Source organism: Ferruginibacter sp. (genome assembly GCF_031391665.1).
Classification (GTDB): Bacteria; Bacteroidota; Bacteroidia; order Chitinophagales; family Chitinophagaceae; genus Ferruginibacter.
In genome coordinates this window covers 1-17,699 of the sequence record NZ_JANMUN010000100.1, presented here as the reverse complement: position 1 = coordinate 17,699, position 17,699 = coordinate 1, and the positions used below count along the sequence as shown (strand labels likewise).

Below are 17,699 nucleotides of genomic sequence, written 5' to 3'. Positions count from 1 at the left end.
TGTTTTTTTTCTGGCCGCATTTTGCCTTTTAACATCAAAGCCATCAATACCGGTACTAAAAAAACTGCTACTAATGCAGAGCCAATCATGGCAAAGCTTTTGGTAAGTACCAGTGGAGTAAATAATTTTTTTTCCTGGCCTTCCAAAAAAAGTATGGGTGCAAACGATACCAGCGTAATTAATATAGAACTGAAAACTGCTCTTCCCACCAATACGGAGGAGCTTTCAATTCTTTTTAATCTTTCTTCGTTTGATAACATAATAAATTTTTATTCCGTTTCTTCTGTAATAGATTTTAAGGCATTTTCCACCATCACAATTCCGGCATCCACCAGGTCGCCTACTGCAAGTGCAACACCTGCAAGCGACATGATGTTAGAGCTTACATTAAACCAATCCATCATAATAAAGGAAATCAACACACTCATTATAATTGTTATCACAACTATTAAAGCACTGCGTACATGCAGCAGGAAGATGAGCAGCACAATGGCAACAACAATAATTTCTTCAATCACCGCTTCTTTTAAAGTTGCAATTGTAGCTTCAATTAAATCTGACCGGTCGTAGGCAGTATGAAACTTAACGCCAGCGGGTAAACCCTTTTCAACATCTTTTAATTTTTCTTTTACTTTATCAATTACCTCTTTTGCATTTTCTCCATAGCGCATAATAACTATGCCACCCACTTTTTCTCCCTCACCATTTTCTTCTATAATTCCCAGGCGCAATTCGCCACCCATTTGCACGGTGGCAATATCTTTAATACGGATGGGGATAGAGCCTTGAGTTAATAATGCTATTTCTTCAATGTCTTTTATTTGGGTAATGTAGCCTACGCCCCTGATGATATATCCCATATCTGCCATCTCAATTTTTCTTCCGCCGACATCGTTATTGTTCGCCCTTACTTTTGCAATTACATCCATTAATGGAATGTTGTAATAGCTCAGCTTATGTGGATCAATTACTATTTGATATTGTTTTTGAAAACCACCATAAGATGCCACTTCACTTACACCAGGTACTGTTTGCAAAGCAAATTTTATGTACCAATCCTGCAGGGCTCTTAATTCTCCCAAATCATGTGAGGGTGCATCTAAAGTGTACCAGAAAATATGTCCCAACCCGGTACCATCCGGCCCTAATGTGGGTACCACATTTTGCGGCAATAAACGCTGTGCATAATTAAGCCGTTCCAGCACTCTTGTACGGGCCCAATAAATGTCCACATCATCTTCAAAAATTACAAACACAAAACTCATCCCGAACATTGAATTGGCACGGATGTTTTTTATTTTTGGAATGCCCTGCAGGTTACTTACTAACGGATAGGTTACCTGGTCTTCCATAATCTGTGGGCTTCTTCCCATCCATTCAGTAAAAATGATAACCTGGTTTTCAGACAGGTCGGGTATGGCATCAACTTTTGTATTATTAATTGAATAAAAACCATAACCCGTTACTGCCGCAGCTATCAACAGTACGACTACACGATTTTTTAAAGCCCATTTAATAAAATTGCTGATCATACTTTTTAACTTATGCTGGAAGAAATCATTTTGGTTAAAAAATTTTGTATGCTGTTATTTATCCTTTACAATGGTTAAATCCATACCACACTTTGAGCATTTACCGGGTTTGTCGCTGTTTACATCAGCATGCATCGGACAAGTATATATTTTCATTACTTCCATTTTCATTTTTTCCTTAGATGTGAGGTTTAATGGAGTGCCGCATTTTGGGCACTTACCTGCTTTATCCATCACTACATCGGGGTGCATCGGGCAACTGTAAGCCATATCCATTTCTTTTAAATTCATACCACATTTAGAACATTTACCTGCCTTGTCCATCACTACATCGGGATGCATCGGGCAGGCATACATTTTCATTAAACCCATTTTCATTTGTTCTTTAGGAGACAGGTTTAATGCAGTGCCGCATTTAGGACACTTACCGGGTTTAGTACTGGTTACGCCAGGATGCATCGGACAACTATAAGTCATTTCCGTTTTTTTCAAATCCGTCCCACATTTTGAGCATTTGCCAGATTTGTCCATTACCATATCGGGATGCATTGGGCATACATACATTTTCATTACGCCCATTTTCATCTGCTCTTTTATTGATTTAGTTAAATCCATTCCGCACTGTGAGCATTTTCCCGGTTTACCACTTACTTCATCCAGGTGCATGGGGCAGCAATAAGATGCTTTTGCTGATTGCTGTTTTGAAGTTTTCTTTTTGGAGCCAGCAGTTTGCTGTGCAAAAACGGAAATTGTAAAGATGGTTAAAGCCGCCATCATCAGCATTTTCAAATATTTCATTTTTTTAATTTTTATGTGAACAGAATAATTAGGTAGATGCGAAATAATTAATGCGGAAGCCTGACAAATAAATTTGTCCATTCAGTAGTAAGCAGGTAAAATTTAAATAATGAAAACACAGTGGCGGATATAAACCGCTACTCCATCAGTTCGAATAAGCCCATACTTTACAGGAATTTCTTTACCCGGATAAGGGTAATTATTAGAAGGGATTTCAATAAAAGAAACAGGAACCGCAACAGCAATTATGGGAGCCATTTGAAAAGCAGGTTGGGTTGTCTTTTGGTCAGCTACATTTTTTATTAACTTTTGCTCATGGCTGCAGCAACCTTTATTACTACCTTTTACTTCCTTCATACCACACTTGCCACATATTGCTGATTCATTATGACCCAGTCCCCAATCCGCCAGTTCGCCCATGCAATAATGCATATGAAGCACAGCACCAGTAGAGGTGGTGATATATATAATAGCTAATATGGCTATAAAGACTTTTTTCATTTTGCCAGATGCATATAAAATTCCATTATACCTGTTACATTAAATGTGCTACAACTTAACATCAATATCTAAAGAAACAAACTACCCTCAATAAAAATAATGATATGACTCAGGAGGTCGCATGATATTCGTTTGTTTAAAGCTTTTGTAACAAACGTTAGGCTCTTTGCTGCATTACTAACCACTCACAGAAATACACCACGTAACTCCGGATATAAATCTACTCAACGGCCGGGCAATGCTGTTACATTATTATAAAAAAAATTTACATAATTATGATTGCCGTTTTTGTAGAAGTAAATAAGGATTTTCAAACTTGTGTAAGGCAACCCTATGTTTTGATTAATACATTGTAAAGGATTTTTCAGAAAAAATGCCTGTCATTATAACATTTTTAAAACCATAATGCCACTCATTACAATCATCAATGCATCTTCAATTATAGTAATGGTACTCATGGGCAAATTAAACACCTCGCCAAGGCAGGCGCATTTTATTTTGCGTTTATTTAAAACTGATTGTAAAACACCAATGATACTTAATACCATTAAAAAAAGCGTAAAAGCATTTGTAAGCAGCGGATAAAAGCCGGTTATAAATGCAACACCTAAAGCCAGCTCGGCAAATGCATATACATATCCCCAACCATTCCAGTGTTTTGCTATCACATCATACATGCTGTAGCTTTCTGCAAAACCTTTAAGGTTTAATAATTTAAAAAAAGAAAATACTAAAAAGAAACCAGCCATAAAATTATTCATCCACCGCATTAATACAAATGCGCCGTTCAGGTTTTCAATTAATAAACTTATAGCTATAATGTACCCAAAGATGAGGAGTACCGGTTTATATGTAGCTATCCACGGTTTTTTTTCTGACTCTATATTAAATTCATCAACTGCAGGCTGTGTGGTTTCTTTTTCGCTTAACTGGTATTTTGGAAAATCTTTTAATGCATTTTGTAAAGTGCCGGTGGCAATATGCTTTTCCATTTGCACTGTTGCATCTGCATTTATAAGATTCACTTCTACTTTTGTAACGCCTGCAACCTGCGTTAAAAGCTGCTGCACTTTTGCCTGGCAATTGCTGCAGGTCATCCCTGCAATATTATACGTGTGTGTCATACTATTTTTATTTACACCACAAAATTATTATCACACACTTGTACTAAGTTATATAATTAGGGAAAAGAGTTGTATTTAAATGTTACACATCATCAATTGATTTTCTGTGCATGCCATTTTTTTTAAACGCACTTGGGTTAAAGCCGGTTACTTTTTTAAATTGTGCAGAAAGGTGTGCCACGCTGCTGTAACCAAGCCGGTACGAAATTTCACTCAGGTTCAATTCATCATACACCAGCCACTCTTTTACTTTTTCTGTTTTTTGAAGAATAAAAAATTGTTCAACCGTTACACTTTCAACTGCGGAAAACAATCGGGAAAGATAAGTATACTCTTTATGCAGGGCTTTACTTAAAAAATCACTGATGCTAAAGTGTTCTTCTATTTCGCCAGACTGTACTTTTTTAATCAGCAGGTTTTTAATTTTTTCCACCTGCTGTTGTTTTTGATTGTCCAGTAATTCAAAACCAATTTGCTGCAGGCGTATATTCAATTGCTGCAGTTGTACAGCAGTTGCAGGCTTTACCAGCTCTGCCTCGCCAATGTTTACAGTAACGGCAGGTATTTCCAATTTTTCCAACTCCTGCTTTACCGCCATCACACATCGTGGGCATACCATATTTTTTATTGCAAGTTTCATTTCATTATAAAATATTATTAATTATTGAAAAAAATACGCCGGTAATTAAGCTGTACCACTGTTATTGACAAAGCAAATTTACCGTATCTTCAAATGATGACTGCAAAAACAAACAAACTTAATCTCTTTGATTTTACCATGATTGTGGTGAGCCTGGTAATTGGTATGGGCATTTTTCGTACGCCATTAAATGTAGCGCAGGCTGCTCCGGATACTTTTTTATTTTTTGCAGCATGGATCGCCGGTGGATTAATTGCATTGTGTGGTGCATTAACCTATGCCGAAATTGGAAGCCGTCTTCCGGTAACAGGTGGCTACTATAAAGTTTTTTCTTATGCTTATCATCCCTCGGTTGCATTTGCCATTAACTGTGTAATATTGGTTAGCAATGCAGCATCGCTGGCAGCGGTTGCATTAGTTGGAGGCGAATATATTACTGCTATTTTTATTCCTTTATCGAAAGATATGGAATGGATGAAAGTTGCAGCCAATGCAAATTTTATTCAAACTATACATATCATTATTGCCATTACAGCTATTATAATTTTTTACGGCGTAAACCTGGCCGGTTTAAAAATGAGTGCCAAAACACAAAATGTTTTAACCGTGATAAAAATAATTTTAATACTGTTGCTGATAGCTCCATTATTTTTTGCGGATAACAGTGCAGTAAATCAACTGGCCAACCAATCAACCGTTTCCCCCACTTTTAAAGAATATATAAAAGCTTTTGGTATTGGCCTTGTAGCTGTAAGTTTTACCTATGGCGGGTATCAGCAAACAATAAATTTTGGTGCCGAAGTAGATAAGGCTGCAAAAAATGTACCCCGAGGTATTTTTTTAGGCATAGCAATTATTGTAACCTTATACTTAACCATTAATTACGCTTATATAAAAGTAATTGGGTTTGATACCCTGCATGATAAGGATACTAAAAATATTGCTGCATTTATGGCCTCAAAAATATTTGGTATAAATGCCGAAAGAGTTTTATCGGGCTTTTTATTTTTAAGTGTACTGGCCTATGTTAATGTGTTGCTGATGAGTAACCCAAGGGTAATGTATGCAATGAGTGAAGATAATATTCTACCTCCTGTATTTAAAAAACGTAACCCAAAAACCGATGTGCTTACTGTTTCCTTATCTGTATTTGCAGCCATTTGTATTATTATTATTTTTTGGGCAAAAGAATTTGACAGGATACTAAGTTTTACTATTTTTTTAGATTGCTTTGGTATGATACTTTCTGCAGCCACTATTTTTATTTTAAGAAAAAAAACAAAGCATTTAGATGATACAGGTATTTATAAAATGAAATGGTTTCCTTTAATGCCGCTGGTTTTTATTGCTGCCTATGTTTTTGTTGCTATTAGTATTGCACTGGATTATAAAGATAATAAGCATGCGGCTTTAACCGGTATAGCAGTAATGGCAGCATTTACAGGTTTGTATTTTTTTCTGGCGCAATTGAAGAAAAAATAAAAATTAATTTACCAATGGATATCTCCTACATTATTAACGAGCTGGCCGAAGACAGGGAAAATTATTTCAATGCTGTATCGCCGCCGATAATGCAAACCAGCAATTTTGTTTTTAAAACAGTTGCTGAAATGCGGAGTGCATTTGCCGATGAATACAGCACTTATTTATACAGCCGTGGCAGAAACCCAACAGTAGATATTTTAAGAAAAAAATTAGCGGCATTGGATGGTGCAGAAGATTGCCTTGTTTTTAATAACGGCGCTGCTGCTACTTTTGCTGCCGTGCTGGCCAATGTAAAAAGCGGCGATCATATTGTAAGTGTGGCCAAACCCTACACGTGGACGCAAAAATTGTTTAATGAAATTTTGCCCCGCTTTATTATTACCACCACTTATATTGATGGCACAGCCATAGAAAATTTTGAACGGGCCATTTTACCCAACACTACGTTGATTTATTTAGAAAGCCCCAACAGCTGGGATTATAAACTGCAGGATTTAAAAGCCGTTGCCGAATTAGCAAAAGCAGAAAATATTATTACTATTATTGACAACAGTTATTGTACGCCACTTTATCAAAAACCAATTAAGTACGGAATAGACCTGGCCATGCAAACCGCTACCAAATATATCGGCGGCCACAGTGATACGTTAGGTGGCGTACTGAGTGGCAAAAAAGAAATGATTGAAAAAATATTCAACAGCGAGTATATGAATATTGGCAGCGGCATTCAACCTTTTAATGCATGGTTGTTATTAAGGGGATTAAGAACTTTGCCGGCAAGATTAGACCGTATTACTGCTTCAACAAAAAAAGTAGTGGCCTTTTTAAAACAGCACCCCAAAGTAGAAAGTGTAATTTTTCCTTTTGATGAAAGTTTTCCGCAGTACGAATTGGCTAAACAGCAAATGAGTGGTGCCTGTGGTTTATTTACGTTTATTATTAAAGCCGAAAATATTGATGCCATAGAAAAGTTTTGTGAAGACCTGCAGCATTTTTTTATGGCAGTAAGCTGGGGCGGCCACGAAAGCTTAATTATCCCTAAATGCTCGGGCATACAACCCGCCGATTTTGATGCTGGCAATAAGGAACACCGGATGATGCGATTATATGTGGGTTTAGAAGATGCGGACTACCTTATTAAAGACCTGGAACAGGCATTTGAAAAAATGAGCGCCTAATCTTTACCGCCTGTCATATAGTTTTTAGTTGGTTCGGTACAGATTATTTATTTTTGTTGCATGCACTATAAACTTTACTCCCTTATAACTATAATTGTGATCAGTTTGCAGGCCAATGCCCAGCAAAAATGGAATTTACGCACTATTGTAGATTATGCCATGACAAATAATATTGGCGTGAAGCTTACTGATGTTCAGGCTAAAGTATCAGATCTTCTTTACAAGCAAAGCAAGTTATCGCAATATCCCAATTTAACTTTTAGCGGCAACACCGGCATTAATAGTGGCAGCAACCAGGATCCTACAAGTTTTAGCCGCATTACACAAACTTATCTTTCTGCAGGCATGCAATTACAAAGCAATGCAGATATTTTTAATTTTTACAGCAAGCGGAATGCCATTGCTTCTAACCAATGGGAGCTGCAAGCTGCAAAAGCTAATGTAGAAAAAACAAAGAATGATATTGCACTTACTGCAGCAAACGCCTACCTGCAAATATTACTGGCATTGCAGCAGCAAAATATTGCTGATGTTCAGTTAAAGCAAACCATTGCCCAACTTACTAACACACAAAAATTAGTTGCCGCAGGATCGTTACCCGAGCTAAATCTTTCTCAACTGGAAGCACAGTTAGCTTCGGACAGTGTAAATTATATCACTGCTAAAGGAAATGTAACACAGGCAGTACTTACACTAAAATCTTACATGAATATAGACGCTGCCGCAGAATTTGAAGTAGACACACCTCCTGTAGAATCTATACCACTAGAACCTATTGCAACATTGCAGCCTGCTGATGTATATAACCTGGCATTGACCAATCAGCCATTGCAGCAATATGATACGTATAAAATAAAAGCTGCTGAAAAATTTGCTGCGTCTGCCCGTGGTGCTATGTATCCAACTTTTGGTATTTATGGATCGCTGGGCAGTAATTTTAATAATCAATCAAAAACAGTAACAGGTGTTACGCCGGGCATTTCAACTACCCCCGGCGCTACTGTAAATGTTGGTGGTACTTCTTACAATGTTTTCCCTTTCCAATTTACGCCTACTTATAAAAATACAAACTTCACTACCCAGTTGAATGACAACTTTCGTCAATCGGTTGGTTTAAGTGTTACCGTACCCATTTTTAATGGAGGCAACCTTCGCACAAATTATGATAGAAGCAGGTTAAATATTATTAGTTTGCAATTACAAAAAAATCAGGATGATCAAACATTAAAACAAAATATTTATGCTGCTTATAATGCAGCAATTATTGCAATGGAAAAATTTAATGCCAGTGCAAAATCTGTATCGGCTAATGAAAAAACATATGATTTTGCAAACAAAAGATTTACTATTGGTATGCTGGGTACTTTTGATTTAATAACATCGCAAAATAATTTATTACGCTCCAAACTGGAATATACTTTAAACCAGTTTGATTATGTTTTTAAAATGAAAGTGCTGGAATTTTACAGGGGGCAGGGATTGAAGTTGTAGGGCCCTCCTATCCTCTCCGGAGGGGAGGGAAAAGGAAGAGATTTGAGCGGAGATTATAAGTGTAATAAAAAATAAAAGTTGAATAAAGATATACTGTACAAGAGTGCGACGCCAATGAAGATGAATAAAGAACTTTGGCCGGGCTCACAAAAAAAAATAAACAATGAGTAAATCGCTTAAATGGATTTTAATTTCGCTGGGAATTTTATTGGTGCTTTTGGTAGTGCTTAGTAAAATGGGTGTGTTTGGTAAAAACGAGGGTACAAAAGTTACTTCGGAAAAAGTACAAAAAAGAACCATTACCGAAATTGTAAATGCCAGCGGAAAAATTTATCCGGAGGTAGAAGTAAAAGTGAGTCCGGATATTAGCGGAGAAATTACAGAGTTGAATGTACAGGAAGGTGATACTGTAAAAAAAGGACAGGTGCTGGCAAGAATTTTTGCTGACATTTATGATATACAACGCAACCAGGCGGCAAGTGGTGTGGCACAAAGCCAGGCGCAGGTAAATATCAGCCAGGCGCAGGTTAGTAATTCGCAGGCAGCGTTAGACGCATTAAAAGCACAACAGGAGCAGGCGGAAAGAACTTATACGATGCAAAAACAATTGTTTGATGATAAAGTAATAAGCCGCAGCGAATTTAATATTGCCGAAGCAAATTATAAAAGCGCTAAAGCCAATTACAATGCTGCGGTACAGGGTATTCGTGGCAGTCAGGCTGGTGTGCAAAGTGCCAGAGCCAGCGCACAAAGTGCACAGGCTAATTTGCAAAAAGCCAATAAAGATTTAGGAAGAACTGTAATTGTTGCGCCTACTGATGGTGTAATTTCTTTATTAAATGTAAAGAAGGGAGAAAAAGTTGCCGGTAACAGTTTTAATGTGGGTACCGAAATGATGCGTATTGCTGATATGCAAAAAATTGAGCTGAGGGTTGATGTGGGAGAAAATGATATTCCGAAAGTAAAGCTGGGCGACAGTGCTGTTATAAAAGTTGATGCGTACGGCGATAGAAAATTTAAAGGGCTGGTTACACAAATTGCCAGCAGTAATAATGGCGCTGCATCGCAAAGTGCTTTGGGCACAACATCAACCGATGTTACCCAATACAAAGTGTATGTAAGGCTGTTACCTGAAAGTTATATGGATTTAATTGGTAAAGGCAGTTTTCCTTTTCGCCCCGGTATGAGTGCCAGTGCGGATATACAAACTAAAACACACAGCAACGTATTGAGTGTGCCTATTAATGCAGTAACCACCCGTGATAAAAATGACAGCAGTAAAACTGATAAAAAGAAAACGACTGATGCTGCTGCAACAACACCTGCAGTTACTGTTGCTGCCAGCGCTTATGACGATTTAGAAGTGGTGGTATTTATTTTAGATAAAGAAGGAAAAATAAAAAGATTAAAAGTAAAAACGGATATTCAGGACATTAACAATATTGAAATTACCGAAGGCCTTAAAGAAGGTGATGAAGTTATTACCGGCCCGTATGATGTGGTGAGTAAATCTTTAAAGGAAGGGGATAAAGTAAAAGTGGTGGATAAGAAGGCGTTGTTTGAGAAGAAGTAAGGCCCCCTTGCCCCCTGAAGGGGGATATAGAGTTTGAATTTTTAAAGAATCATTAAAAATTCAATCGGCTGCAATTTTCTAATTACAGCATTATTTTATTTCGCAGTTATAATAAAATAGTTTTAGAAAATTTTAAAGTAAGCCAAATATTGAAAACAACTTTTTTTGCTGCCGTACTTTTGCTGACGGGTATGCTGCATGCCCATGCACAAAATAAAACTACTACACTTAAAGTTTTTTTGCAGGCTGCAAAAAGTGACTCAGTAAATAATGCTACCCTGCAAATATTTCTTTTACCGGATACAGTTTTAATTTCTTCACAGGTTTTTAATAAAATTGGTAATAGTTTTGCTGTAAATCATTTAAGTAAATATTTTATTGCTGCATCTTGTATTGGTTTTGAGAAAGTAACTAAAACTATAAACATTTCCGACAAGCCTGTTACTGCTTATCTTTTATTAAAACGCAACACCACCAATCTTAAAACGGTAACTGTAGTTAGTAAAAGGCCGTTAATAAAACATGAAGATGATAAAACAATTGTAGATGCTACCGTATTAGCCAACAGCAGCACCAATGCATATGAAGTTTTAGAAAAAACACCAGGTGCCATTGTTGACCAGGATGGTAATGTTTATTTAAGCAGCATGAGTCCGGCAACAGTTTATATTAATGGCAGAGAAATGAAATTGAGCAGTGCCGATCTTGCCTCATTATTAAAAAGTTTACCGGCAGGCAGTGTAAGTAAAATAGAAATACTGCGTAACCCATCAGCAAAATACGATGCAGCCAGCAGCGGCGGCATTGTAAATATCGTTTTAAAAAAAGGGGTGAAACTCGGCAGCAGCGGCAGTGTTAACGTGGGTTATTTTCAGGGCGTGTACAGCACACAAACTGCAGGCATAAATATTAATAAAAGCACCCAAAAAATAAACAGCTATTTTAATTACCAGTTTACCAACCGAAAAACTTTTGAAGAATTAAATTCGGACAGGTTGATAAAAAGTGATTCTTCTTTAGTAGTACAAAAAGCATACACTACTTATCCCTCCAACGGATTTTATATTGGCACAGGAATAGACGTTGCATTTACAAAAAAATTTAATGTTGGTTATGATATAAGAGTAAGCAACAACAACAGTAAAAGCAATGCCCTAAACAGTATTGATATTTTTAAAGATGGTACGCAAACAGTGCTGGGCAAAAATCAATCGAACATAAATAACAAAAACAATTCTCTTTATATCAGTAATGAAATTTCTTCTACATACAAAATTGACTCTGTGGGCAGCGAATGGACAGCTGAACTGAATTATAATTTATATCGTAACAACAACTCACAACTCTATACTAATTATTTTTATTTGCCAGCAAGGCCCACTGTTTTGGGTGATGGAGAAAATAAAAACAATAAAAATATTTTTGTTGCTGAAACGGATCTTACCCTCAAGCTGCCTAAAAAATTCACCTTAGAAACCGGTATTAAAGCCACCATCAGCAACAGTAACAACAGCGCTGCTTATTTTTATGATACTTCCAACAGCGGCAGAAAAGTGGACCCTTACCAAACCAATACTTTTAAATATAAAGAAACCATAAGCGCTGCTTATTTACAATTAGCTAAAACATTTTTTGGTTTTACATTAAAGCCGGGCCTGCGTTTAGAAACTACCAATATTAATGGCAGGCAAATAATTCCTAAAGACACTACACTTTCTATAAAGCGAACTGATCTTTTCCCTTATGTTTTTTTGCGGCATAATCTGTTTAAACTTTTTGGTATGCAGCTGGTGGGCAATGCTATTTACCGCCGCAGTATTAAAAGGCCTTATTACGAAATACTGAATCCTTACCCAAAATATGTTGACCAGTATTTATTTGAACTGGGTAACCCCCGGCTGCAGCCGCAGTTTACCACCAACTACGAGTTGAATGTAATGTTTGATGATTTTCCGGTTTTTGCATTTGGCGTAAATGAAACCAAAGATATTTTCAGCAGGGTTACTTACCAGGATGATGTTACAAAAATTGCTTTTCGCACTTATGATAATTTGGGTAAAAACAAAGAGTTGTATTTTAGAATTGTAGGCGGCATTCCACCTGGTGGAAAATATTTTTTTTACATGGGGGCGCAACACAATTACAATACATATGAAGGATTGTATCAAAATAAATTATTACAATACAGCAGAGGCAGCTGGCGTTTTTTTATGTACCACGAATTAAAAGCAACACCTACACTTACATTTGATGTACAGGGCTTTATGCTTACCCGTGGTTTTGTTGATTTTTATGAACTCGATCAATTTGGCGGCTTATATATTTCTGCTAACAAAAGTGTTTTAAAGAAAAAGGCTAACATTATTTTTTCGGTAAATGATGTGCTGCGTACCAACCAGGTTTCTTTTAATTTAAACCAGGGCAATGTAAATGCCAGTGGCAGCCGTGTAAATGATACCCGAAGATTTGGAATAACATTGCGCTATAATTTTGGATTGAGTAAACCTAAAGACAATGCGGAGTTTGGTACACCGGTGGAAGGGAAAGAGAATTAAGAGCCTCATCCTCCATCTCCTTCTCCCAAGGGGAAAGGAGCGGTACATCTAAAAGATACAAACATAAAATCTTCCACTTCTGCTTTAAATCTTTATTCAACAATCATCAATCACTCTATTTTTTTATTTACACATAATCTTCTGCTCATTCTTCGCAATTCCCCCTTTAGGGGATAGGGGCAAATAATTTCTCTGCAACAGCCACACTTTCCGGTTTTCCTACATCTACTAAATTATCTCCGTTATGATCGTAACCTAATATTACATGCTCTGCTGCTAAATCAAGGTAACTGTCCATGATAGAAAATTTTCCTTTTTGTTTTATCAGAGAAAAAATCTCAGGTTCGTAAATTACCACACAGCTGTATGCTTTTTCTATAAGATTAGGTTTGTTGATGGAAATTTTTTCTTCGCCGGTTTGTAAATTTTTCCAGCCGCATAAACGGTTATCATTATCAAATAATAAAACCCTTGATGATTTCCTGTCGGTAACACCAAATGTAACCAATGGTTTATGCTGCTGATGAAAAGCCATCAGTTTATTTAAATCTAAATTGGTGAGGATATCTACATTTAAAGAAAAAAATGGTTTGCCATTATCCAATAAATGTTTTGCTTTTATTAATCCACCACCAGTTTCTAATACTTCATTGCTTTCGTCACTTATAACAACATTACTTCCCCAGCCATTATTTTTTTTTATAGCATTAATAATTTGCTGAGGGAAATGATGAATGTTTACTACTACATCTTTAATACCGTATTGTTGCAGGTATTCTATATTGCGTTGCAATAAAGATTTGCCGTTTACTAAAGCGAGTGCTTTAGGATGTGAGTCCGTCCAAGGTTTAAATCTTGTTCCTAATCCTGCCGAAAAAATTATCGCTTTATTATTCATGCTTTTAAAACTGTATTGTTATGCATTTTTTTGCCGCTCTCTATAAATTCAATATTTACTTTTTTGCTTCTCAAAAAAAGTAACAAAAAAGGAGCTCCGAAATCGAAAACAGCCCGATTTCGGGAAGGTTCCCTGATAAAGCTTTTGTGCTACTGTAAACTGAACATTTATAATTTAAGGACTTTATAAATTTTTAAACTTTACATTACTCAGCCTGTTTAGCCACATCCGTCTTCCAATTTTCTTTGTTATTATGATTAAGTTCGATCTTCACTTTAAATTTATTTCTTAAATGCCTTGCAATGGCTTCGGCGGAATATACGCTGCGGTGTTGTCCGCCGGTGCAACCAAAGTTGATGGTTAAATGTTCGAAGCCACGTTTAATATAATCCTCCACCGAAATATCGATGATGCTGTACACACTGTTTAAAAAGTCGGGCATTTTTGTTTGCTGTTCTAAAAAATCTTTTACCGGTTTATCCAAGCCCGATAAATGTTTGTACTCATCAAACCTGCCGGGATTTAAAATGCCCCTCATATCAAAAACAAAACCGCCGCCGTTTTTTGTTTCATCTTTGGGGTAACCGGTTTTTATGTAAGAGAAACTATTTATCGTAACTACTAATGGTGTGTCATCTGTTGCCTGTATGGGTGTAAATTCCTGTATCACTTCATCACTGATGCATAGTTCTAAGACTTTTTTAAACTCTGGTACAGCAATACCAATACTCTGGTTATTAATAAACCATTTTAAATTTTGCAATGCTAATGGAATGCTGGTTAAAAAATGTGCCTTTCTTTCAAACAAGCCTCTAAAACCATAAGCACCCAACACCTGCAATAACCTAATTAATACATACCCATTATACTGGCTTCGGAAAACGTCCCTGTCCACAGTTTCTTCTACAATTTTTTCAAACGAGTTGATATAATCTTCCAGTAAACTCAATTTCCAATCGTCGGGTAAATTGGCTTTTGCCTGCCATAATAAAGAGGCCACATCATATTGCGGTGCACCCTTCATGCCACCCTGATAATCTATAAAGTGCACCTCCGTATCTTCACTCACCATTATATTCCTGCTCTGAAAATCACGGAACATAAAAAATTTATATTCCGTATGTGCTAAATAATTACTTAACGCTTCAAAGTCATCAATCAGTTTTTGTTTATCATAAGGCTTACGTAAAGCATCTAAAAAATAATATTTAAAATACAACAGGTCGGCCATGATGGCCTGTTTACCAAAGGAAGTATTAGTCAAACATTTTTTATAATTCAATTCCTCATGCCCTTTTACCTGCAGTAGAGCAAGCTGGTGCAAACTTTCTTTATATAAATCATAAACACTTTGTACATAACCCTGCTCTTCTAATTTATTTAATAATGACACATCCCCAAAATCTTCCTGTACATAAATATCTTTTTCGCTGTTGATGCATAAAATTTTTGCAGTAGATAAACTTTTCATTTTAAAATGTTCCGAAAAATAAATAAAGGCATCGTTTTCTTTTATGTTGGCACCATATGTGGCAATAAAATTTTTATCTTTTGTGTGAATGCGAAAGTAATGCCGTTCGCTGCCGGCTTGTGGTAATTTATCAATAGCGGTAATGGGTGCTGTTGAAAATGTTGTAAAGAGTTCTTTTATTCTGTCGGTAGTGGTAGTCATTCATTTATATTGTTGTGGTAAAAATAGTTTAAAATGAAGGAGATGCCAAAAGGCAGTCAAATTCCTAAGCATTACTTTTTTTCAACTTATTATTTATATATTCGTAAAACCTTAACCAATAAAACAATTATGGAACAATTACCTGACAATCTGAACAACCAAACACCCATTCCTTTATTTAAAGTGGACCCAATTATGGTTTTAGTTTTTGGGATTCTATCCTGCGGACTATACCTTATTTACTGGAACATTAAAATGGCAGAAGTTTTAAATGCAGTTGCCGAAAAAGAAATTATTTCGCAACCGATAGCCATTTTTGCAGGATGCTGTATGCCGGTAAACGTTTATTTTTATTATCTGGCCGGTAAAGAAGCTTTGCCAAAAGTATATGCAAGAACAGGTGAACCTCAAAAAGATCAATCTACTTTATTAATTATTTTGGGATTTCTTTTTCCGGTAGTTGCTGCAATGATTGTACAAGGTGACGTTAACAAACTATACGATTAATACAAGAAATAAACGTAAGTGGTACGGAATTACTGGCGCTTTAATAACGCTGGTAATTCCGTATTTTTTATTACTCAATAATGGCAACCATCATTTAGAAACGGATCAATCACTTTGTCCGTTTAAAATGCTAACTGGTTTCCCCTGCCCCGGTTGCGGCATTACTAAATCGCTGGTATATTTTTATGAGGGAGATATTTACAAAAGTTTTAGTTATCATATTCTGGGGCCTTTTGTAATTGGATTTTGTTTATTAACTATTGTGGTACTTACAACAGAGTTAATTACTAAAAAAGAATATTTTACCAAATGGTTGTACAATAAAAAGCTGGCTTACGGTTTAGCAATTTTTCTTGCGGTGTATCATATTATAAGATTAGGATTTTTTGTGCATGATAATTCCTGGGATAGTATTTTGCACCAATCTGTTTGGCAGTAACTTATAAACTTATTGCAGGTGATTTTTTTTCGCTACCGTAGTTAAAAATAATTGCAATCTTGCTTTGTATGCTTCTCTGTTATCGCCTGCCTTCAAAAAAAATGTGACCTGTTAAATTTTTCGGTAATAAAAAATTACCACTTTAGGGTATTGTAGCGATAATTAAAGGGTGCTAATTTTAAAAAATTAAACTTTTTAAATTTTATCATTATGGCAAAACAAATCTTCAAAGTTCAAATGGATGGTGTTGAACTTACAAAAGCACAGGCAGCCGGTTTACAAAACGCAATTAACACAGCCGCCACTTCGTACATTGCAAAAAGCTTCAGGCCTATTCCTAAAGACAGTATTTGGGGTATGAAAAGACCCGAATGGCTGGGTATTTGGATTAAAAAATTTAAAGACCTGGAAGGATTAAAAGCTGGTGGGTTTAAACAGTTTTAATACCGCAGCGTATGAAAGAAAAACAACACAAAACCTGTCCCAGTTCTTTGGGGCAGGTTGGTTCAAATTTATTAGGTGTGGTAAATCCATCAGGCACTGTTGGTTTTTTTAAAGATCCTGTAGAAGTTACGCAGGAATTTATAGATGATGCTGGCGATTTTGAAAACCTGGAACGCCGTTTCCGTTTCAGCAATAAATGTGTACAAAGTGGCTGCAAACAATGGACTGGAAAAGAATGCGGCGTAATAAAAGCTGTGCTGGCATTAGACAGTATTCCGGCAAAAAACGATTTACCTGCCTGCTCTATAAGAAGCAACTGCCGTTGGTTTTATCAGGAAGGTGGAATTGCGTGCAATGGTTGCCGCTATGTTATTACCAATGTAAGCGAACCTGCAACAGAAGCTATTGCTGAATAAAATTTTTGAGCCATTAACCTTATCCGCAATAAAGTAATGGGGTTACTCCCCCATTACTTCTTCTTTTCTTTTTCTAAATTTTCTCGGATCACTTCCATCCATTTGCACAATCGCCGGATAAAATTTACCCAACACATCTACCAATGCAGTTTGGCTTTGCATTACTTCGTTAATATCCTTGTAAGCAAAAGGTGCTTCATCCAGGCCGCCACCAATTAATTTTACGCCATGTGTTTTTAATTCATTCTTCAAAGCTTCATGTGTAATATTGGCCAGGGCTTTTGTACGGCTCATTTTTCTCCCGGCGCCATGAGATGCAGAATTAATGGAAGTTTTTTCTCCTTTACCTTTTACAATAAAGCCCGGCGCCGTCATGCTCCCCGGAATAATCCCCAGCACATTTTTACCTGCAGGTGTTGCACCCTTACGATGTACAATTACTTCCT

Annotated in this window: 16 protein-coding genes and 1 pseudogene; 9 read left to right on the top strand and 8 right to left on the bottom strand. The window is 36.5% G+C overall.

All coding sequences use genetic code 11. The features are described from left to right. From ACY651_RS08115 to ACY651_RS08095, 5 genes and pseudogenes are all read right to left on the bottom strand, one after another. Positions 1 to 1,532 (bottom strand): annotated as a pseudogene (locus tag ACY651_RS08115) (efflux RND transporter permease subunit); the annotation flags it as partial. A gap of 54 nt (positions 1,533 to 1,586) precedes the next feature. After that, positions 1,587 to 2,330: a heavy metal-binding domain-containing protein gene (locus tag ACY651_RS08110; RefSeq protein ID WP_462251515.1), complete on the bottom strand. Its 744-nt coding sequence runs from the start codon at positions 2,328 to 2,330 to the stop codon at positions 1,587 to 1,589. A 102-nt stretch (positions 2,331 to 2,432) separates the two neighbouring features. Continuing rightward, positions 2,433 to 2,831 carry an HYC_CC_PP family protein gene (locus tag ACY651_RS08105; protein WP_462251513.1) on the bottom strand — a complete coding sequence of 133 codons (399 nt, stop codon included), beginning with the start codon at positions 2,829 to 2,831 and terminating at the stop codon, positions 2,433 to 2,435. Between the two features lie 383 nt (positions 2,832 to 3,214). Then, entirely contained in the window at positions 3,215 to 3,955 is a 741-nt protein-coding gene (locus ACY651_RS08100; RefSeq protein WP_462251511.1) for a heavy-metal-associated domain-containing protein, read from the bottom strand. An 82-nt stretch (positions 3,956 to 4,037) separates the two neighbouring features. Continuing rightward, positions 4,038 to 4,595: an AraC family transcriptional regulator gene (locus ACY651_RS08095; protein ID WP_462251509.1), complete on the bottom strand. Its 558-nt coding sequence runs from the start codon at positions 4,593 to 4,595 to the stop codon at positions 4,038 to 4,040. A gap of 93 nt (positions 4,596 to 4,688) precedes the next feature. On the opposite strand from ACY651_RS08095, the gene ACY651_RS08090 reads away from it, so the two are divergent. The 5 genes from ACY651_RS08090 (at position 4,689) to ACY651_RS08070 (ending at position 12,877) form a co-directional block, all read left to right on the top strand. Then, positions 4,689 to 6,077: an APC family permease gene (locus ACY651_RS08090; protein WP_462251507.1), complete on the top strand. Its 1,389-nt coding sequence runs from the start codon at positions 4,689 to 4,691 to the stop codon at positions 6,075 to 6,077. Between the two features lie 14 nt (positions 6,078 to 6,091). Beyond that, the gene (locus ACY651_RS08085) at positions 6,092 to 7,258 is read left to right on the top strand and encodes a trans-sulfuration enzyme family protein (RefSeq protein WP_462251505.1); all 1,167 of its coding nucleotides are present in this window, start codon (positions 6,092 to 6,094) and stop codon (positions 7,256 to 7,258) included. Between the two features lie 60 nt (positions 7,259 to 7,318). Further along, positions 7,319 to 8,749: a TolC family protein gene (locus tag ACY651_RS08080; protein ID WP_462251503.1), complete on the top strand. Its 1,431-nt coding sequence runs from the start codon at positions 7,319 to 7,321 to the stop codon at positions 8,747 to 8,749. A 163-nt stretch (positions 8,750 to 8,912) separates the two neighbouring features. Continuing rightward, the gene (locus ACY651_RS08075; RefSeq protein ID WP_462251501.1) at positions 8,913 to 10,322 is read left to right on the top strand and encodes an efflux RND transporter periplasmic adaptor subunit; all 1,410 of its coding nucleotides are present in this window, start codon (positions 8,913 to 8,915) and stop codon (positions 10,320 to 10,322) included. Between the two features lie 149 nt (positions 10,323 to 10,471). Continuing rightward, positions 10,472 to 12,877: an outer membrane beta-barrel protein gene (locus tag ACY651_RS08070; RefSeq protein ID WP_462251499.1), complete on the top strand. Its 2,406-nt coding sequence runs from the start codon at positions 10,472 to 10,474 to the stop codon at positions 12,875 to 12,877. 166 nt (positions 12,878 to 13,043) lie between these two features. Here the strand turns inward: ACY651_RS08070 and ACY651_RS08065 are convergent, their stop codons facing one another. Together ACY651_RS08065 and ACY651_RS08060 are read right to left on the bottom strand one after the other, a co-directional pair. Then, positions 13,044 to 13,775, bottom strand: coding sequence for a nucleotidyltransferase family protein (locus ACY651_RS08065; protein WP_462251497.1), 732 nt, complete (start codon positions 13,773 to 13,775; stop codon positions 13,044 to 13,046). A gap of 205 nt (positions 13,776 to 13,980) precedes the next feature. Continuing rightward, entirely contained in the window at positions 13,981 to 15,447 is a 1,467-nt protein-coding gene (locus ACY651_RS08060) for a RapZ C-terminal domain-containing protein (protein ID WP_462251495.1), read from the bottom strand. 33 nt (positions 15,448 to 15,480) lie between these two features. On the opposite strand from ACY651_RS08060, the gene ACY651_RS08055 reads away from it, so the two are divergent. The 4 genes from ACY651_RS08055 to ACY651_RS08040 all read left to right on the top strand — a co-directional run bounded on the left by ACY651_RS08055 (position 15,481) and on the right by ACY651_RS08040 (position 17,253). Then, complete coding sequence (locus ACY651_RS08055; RefSeq protein ID WP_462251493.1) at positions 15,481 to 15,954, top strand: hypothetical protein; 474 nt, start codon at positions 15,481 to 15,483, stop codon at positions 15,952 to 15,954. Further along, on the top strand, positions 15,929 to 16,393 hold the full coding sequence (locus ACY651_RS08050; protein ID WP_462251491.1) for a DUF2752 domain-containing protein: 465 nt from the start codon (positions 15,929 to 15,931) through the stop codon (positions 16,391 to 16,393). Before ACY651_RS08055 ends, ACY651_RS08050 begins: the two co-directional genes overlap by 26 nt. Positions 16,394 to 16,603: 210 nt before the next feature. After that, a complete protein-coding gene (locus ACY651_RS08045) occupies positions 16,604 to 16,837 on the top strand; it encodes a hypothetical protein (protein WP_462251489.1) in 234 nt (77 codons plus the stop codon). An 11-nt stretch (positions 16,838 to 16,848) separates the two neighbouring features. Then, a complete protein-coding gene (locus tag ACY651_RS08040; RefSeq protein WP_462251487.1) occupies positions 16,849 to 17,253 on the top strand; it encodes a hypothetical protein in 405 nt (134 codons plus the stop codon). Positions 17,254 to 17,295: 42 nt separating this feature from the next. Here ACY651_RS08040 and ACY651_RS08035 read toward each other — a convergent pair. After that, positions 17,296 to 17,699: RtcB family protein (locus tag ACY651_RS08035; protein ID WP_462251485.1), on the bottom strand; the 404-nt coding region annotated here is incomplete at its 5' end.

What these genes read in the sequence shown, in the direction of transcription:
- ACY651_RS08045 (WP_462251489.1), top strand. Translation starts at nt 16,604, where the DNA reads ATGGCAAAACAAATCTTCAAAGTTCAAATGGATGGTGTTGAACTTACA.
- ACY651_RS08105 (WP_462251513.1), bottom strand. Translation starts at nt 2,831, where the DNA reads ATGAAAAAAGTCTTTATAGCCATATTAGCTATTATATATATCACCACC.
- ACY651_RS08040 (WP_462251487.1), top strand. Translation starts at nt 16,849, where the DNA reads ATGAAAGAAAAACAACACAAAACCTGTCCCAGTTCTTTGGGGCAGGTT.
- ACY651_RS08085 (WP_462251505.1), top strand. Translation starts at nt 6,092, where the DNA reads ATGGATATCTCCTACATTATTAACGAGCTGGCCGAAGACAGGGAAAAT.
- ACY651_RS08060 (WP_462251495.1), bottom strand. Translation starts at nt 15,447, where the DNA reads ATGACTACCACTACCGACAGAATAAAAGAACTCTTTACAACATTTTCA.
- ACY651_RS08090 (WP_462251507.1), top strand. Translation starts at nt 4,689, where the DNA reads ATGATGACTGCAAAAACAAACAAACTTAATCTCTTTGATTTTACCATG.
- ACY651_RS08095 (WP_462251509.1), bottom strand. Translation starts at nt 4,595, where the DNA reads ATGAAACTTGCAATAAAAAATATGGTATGCCCACGATGTGTGATGGCG.
- ACY651_RS08055 (WP_462251493.1), top strand. Translation starts at nt 15,481, where the DNA reads ATGAAGGAGATGCCAAAAGGCAGTCAAATTCCTAAGCATTACTTTTTT.
- ACY651_RS08080 (WP_462251503.1), top strand. Translation starts at nt 7,319, where the DNA reads ATGCACTATAAACTTTACTCCCTTATAACTATAATTGTGATCAGTTTG.
- ACY651_RS08075 (WP_462251501.1), top strand. Translation starts at nt 8,913, where the DNA reads ATGAGTAAATCGCTTAAATGGATTTTAATTTCGCTGGGAATTTTATTG.
- ACY651_RS08110 (WP_462251515.1), bottom strand. Translation starts at nt 2,330, where the DNA reads ATGAAATATTTGAAAATGCTGATGATGGCGGCTTTAACCATCTTTACA.
- ACY651_RS08065 (WP_462251497.1), bottom strand. Translation starts at nt 13,775, where the DNA reads ATGAATAATAAAGCGATAATTTTTTCGGCAGGATTAGGAACAAGATTT.
- ACY651_RS08100 (WP_462251511.1), bottom strand. Translation starts at nt 3,955, where the DNA reads ATGACACACACGTATAATATTGCAGGGATGACCTGCAGCAATTGCCAG.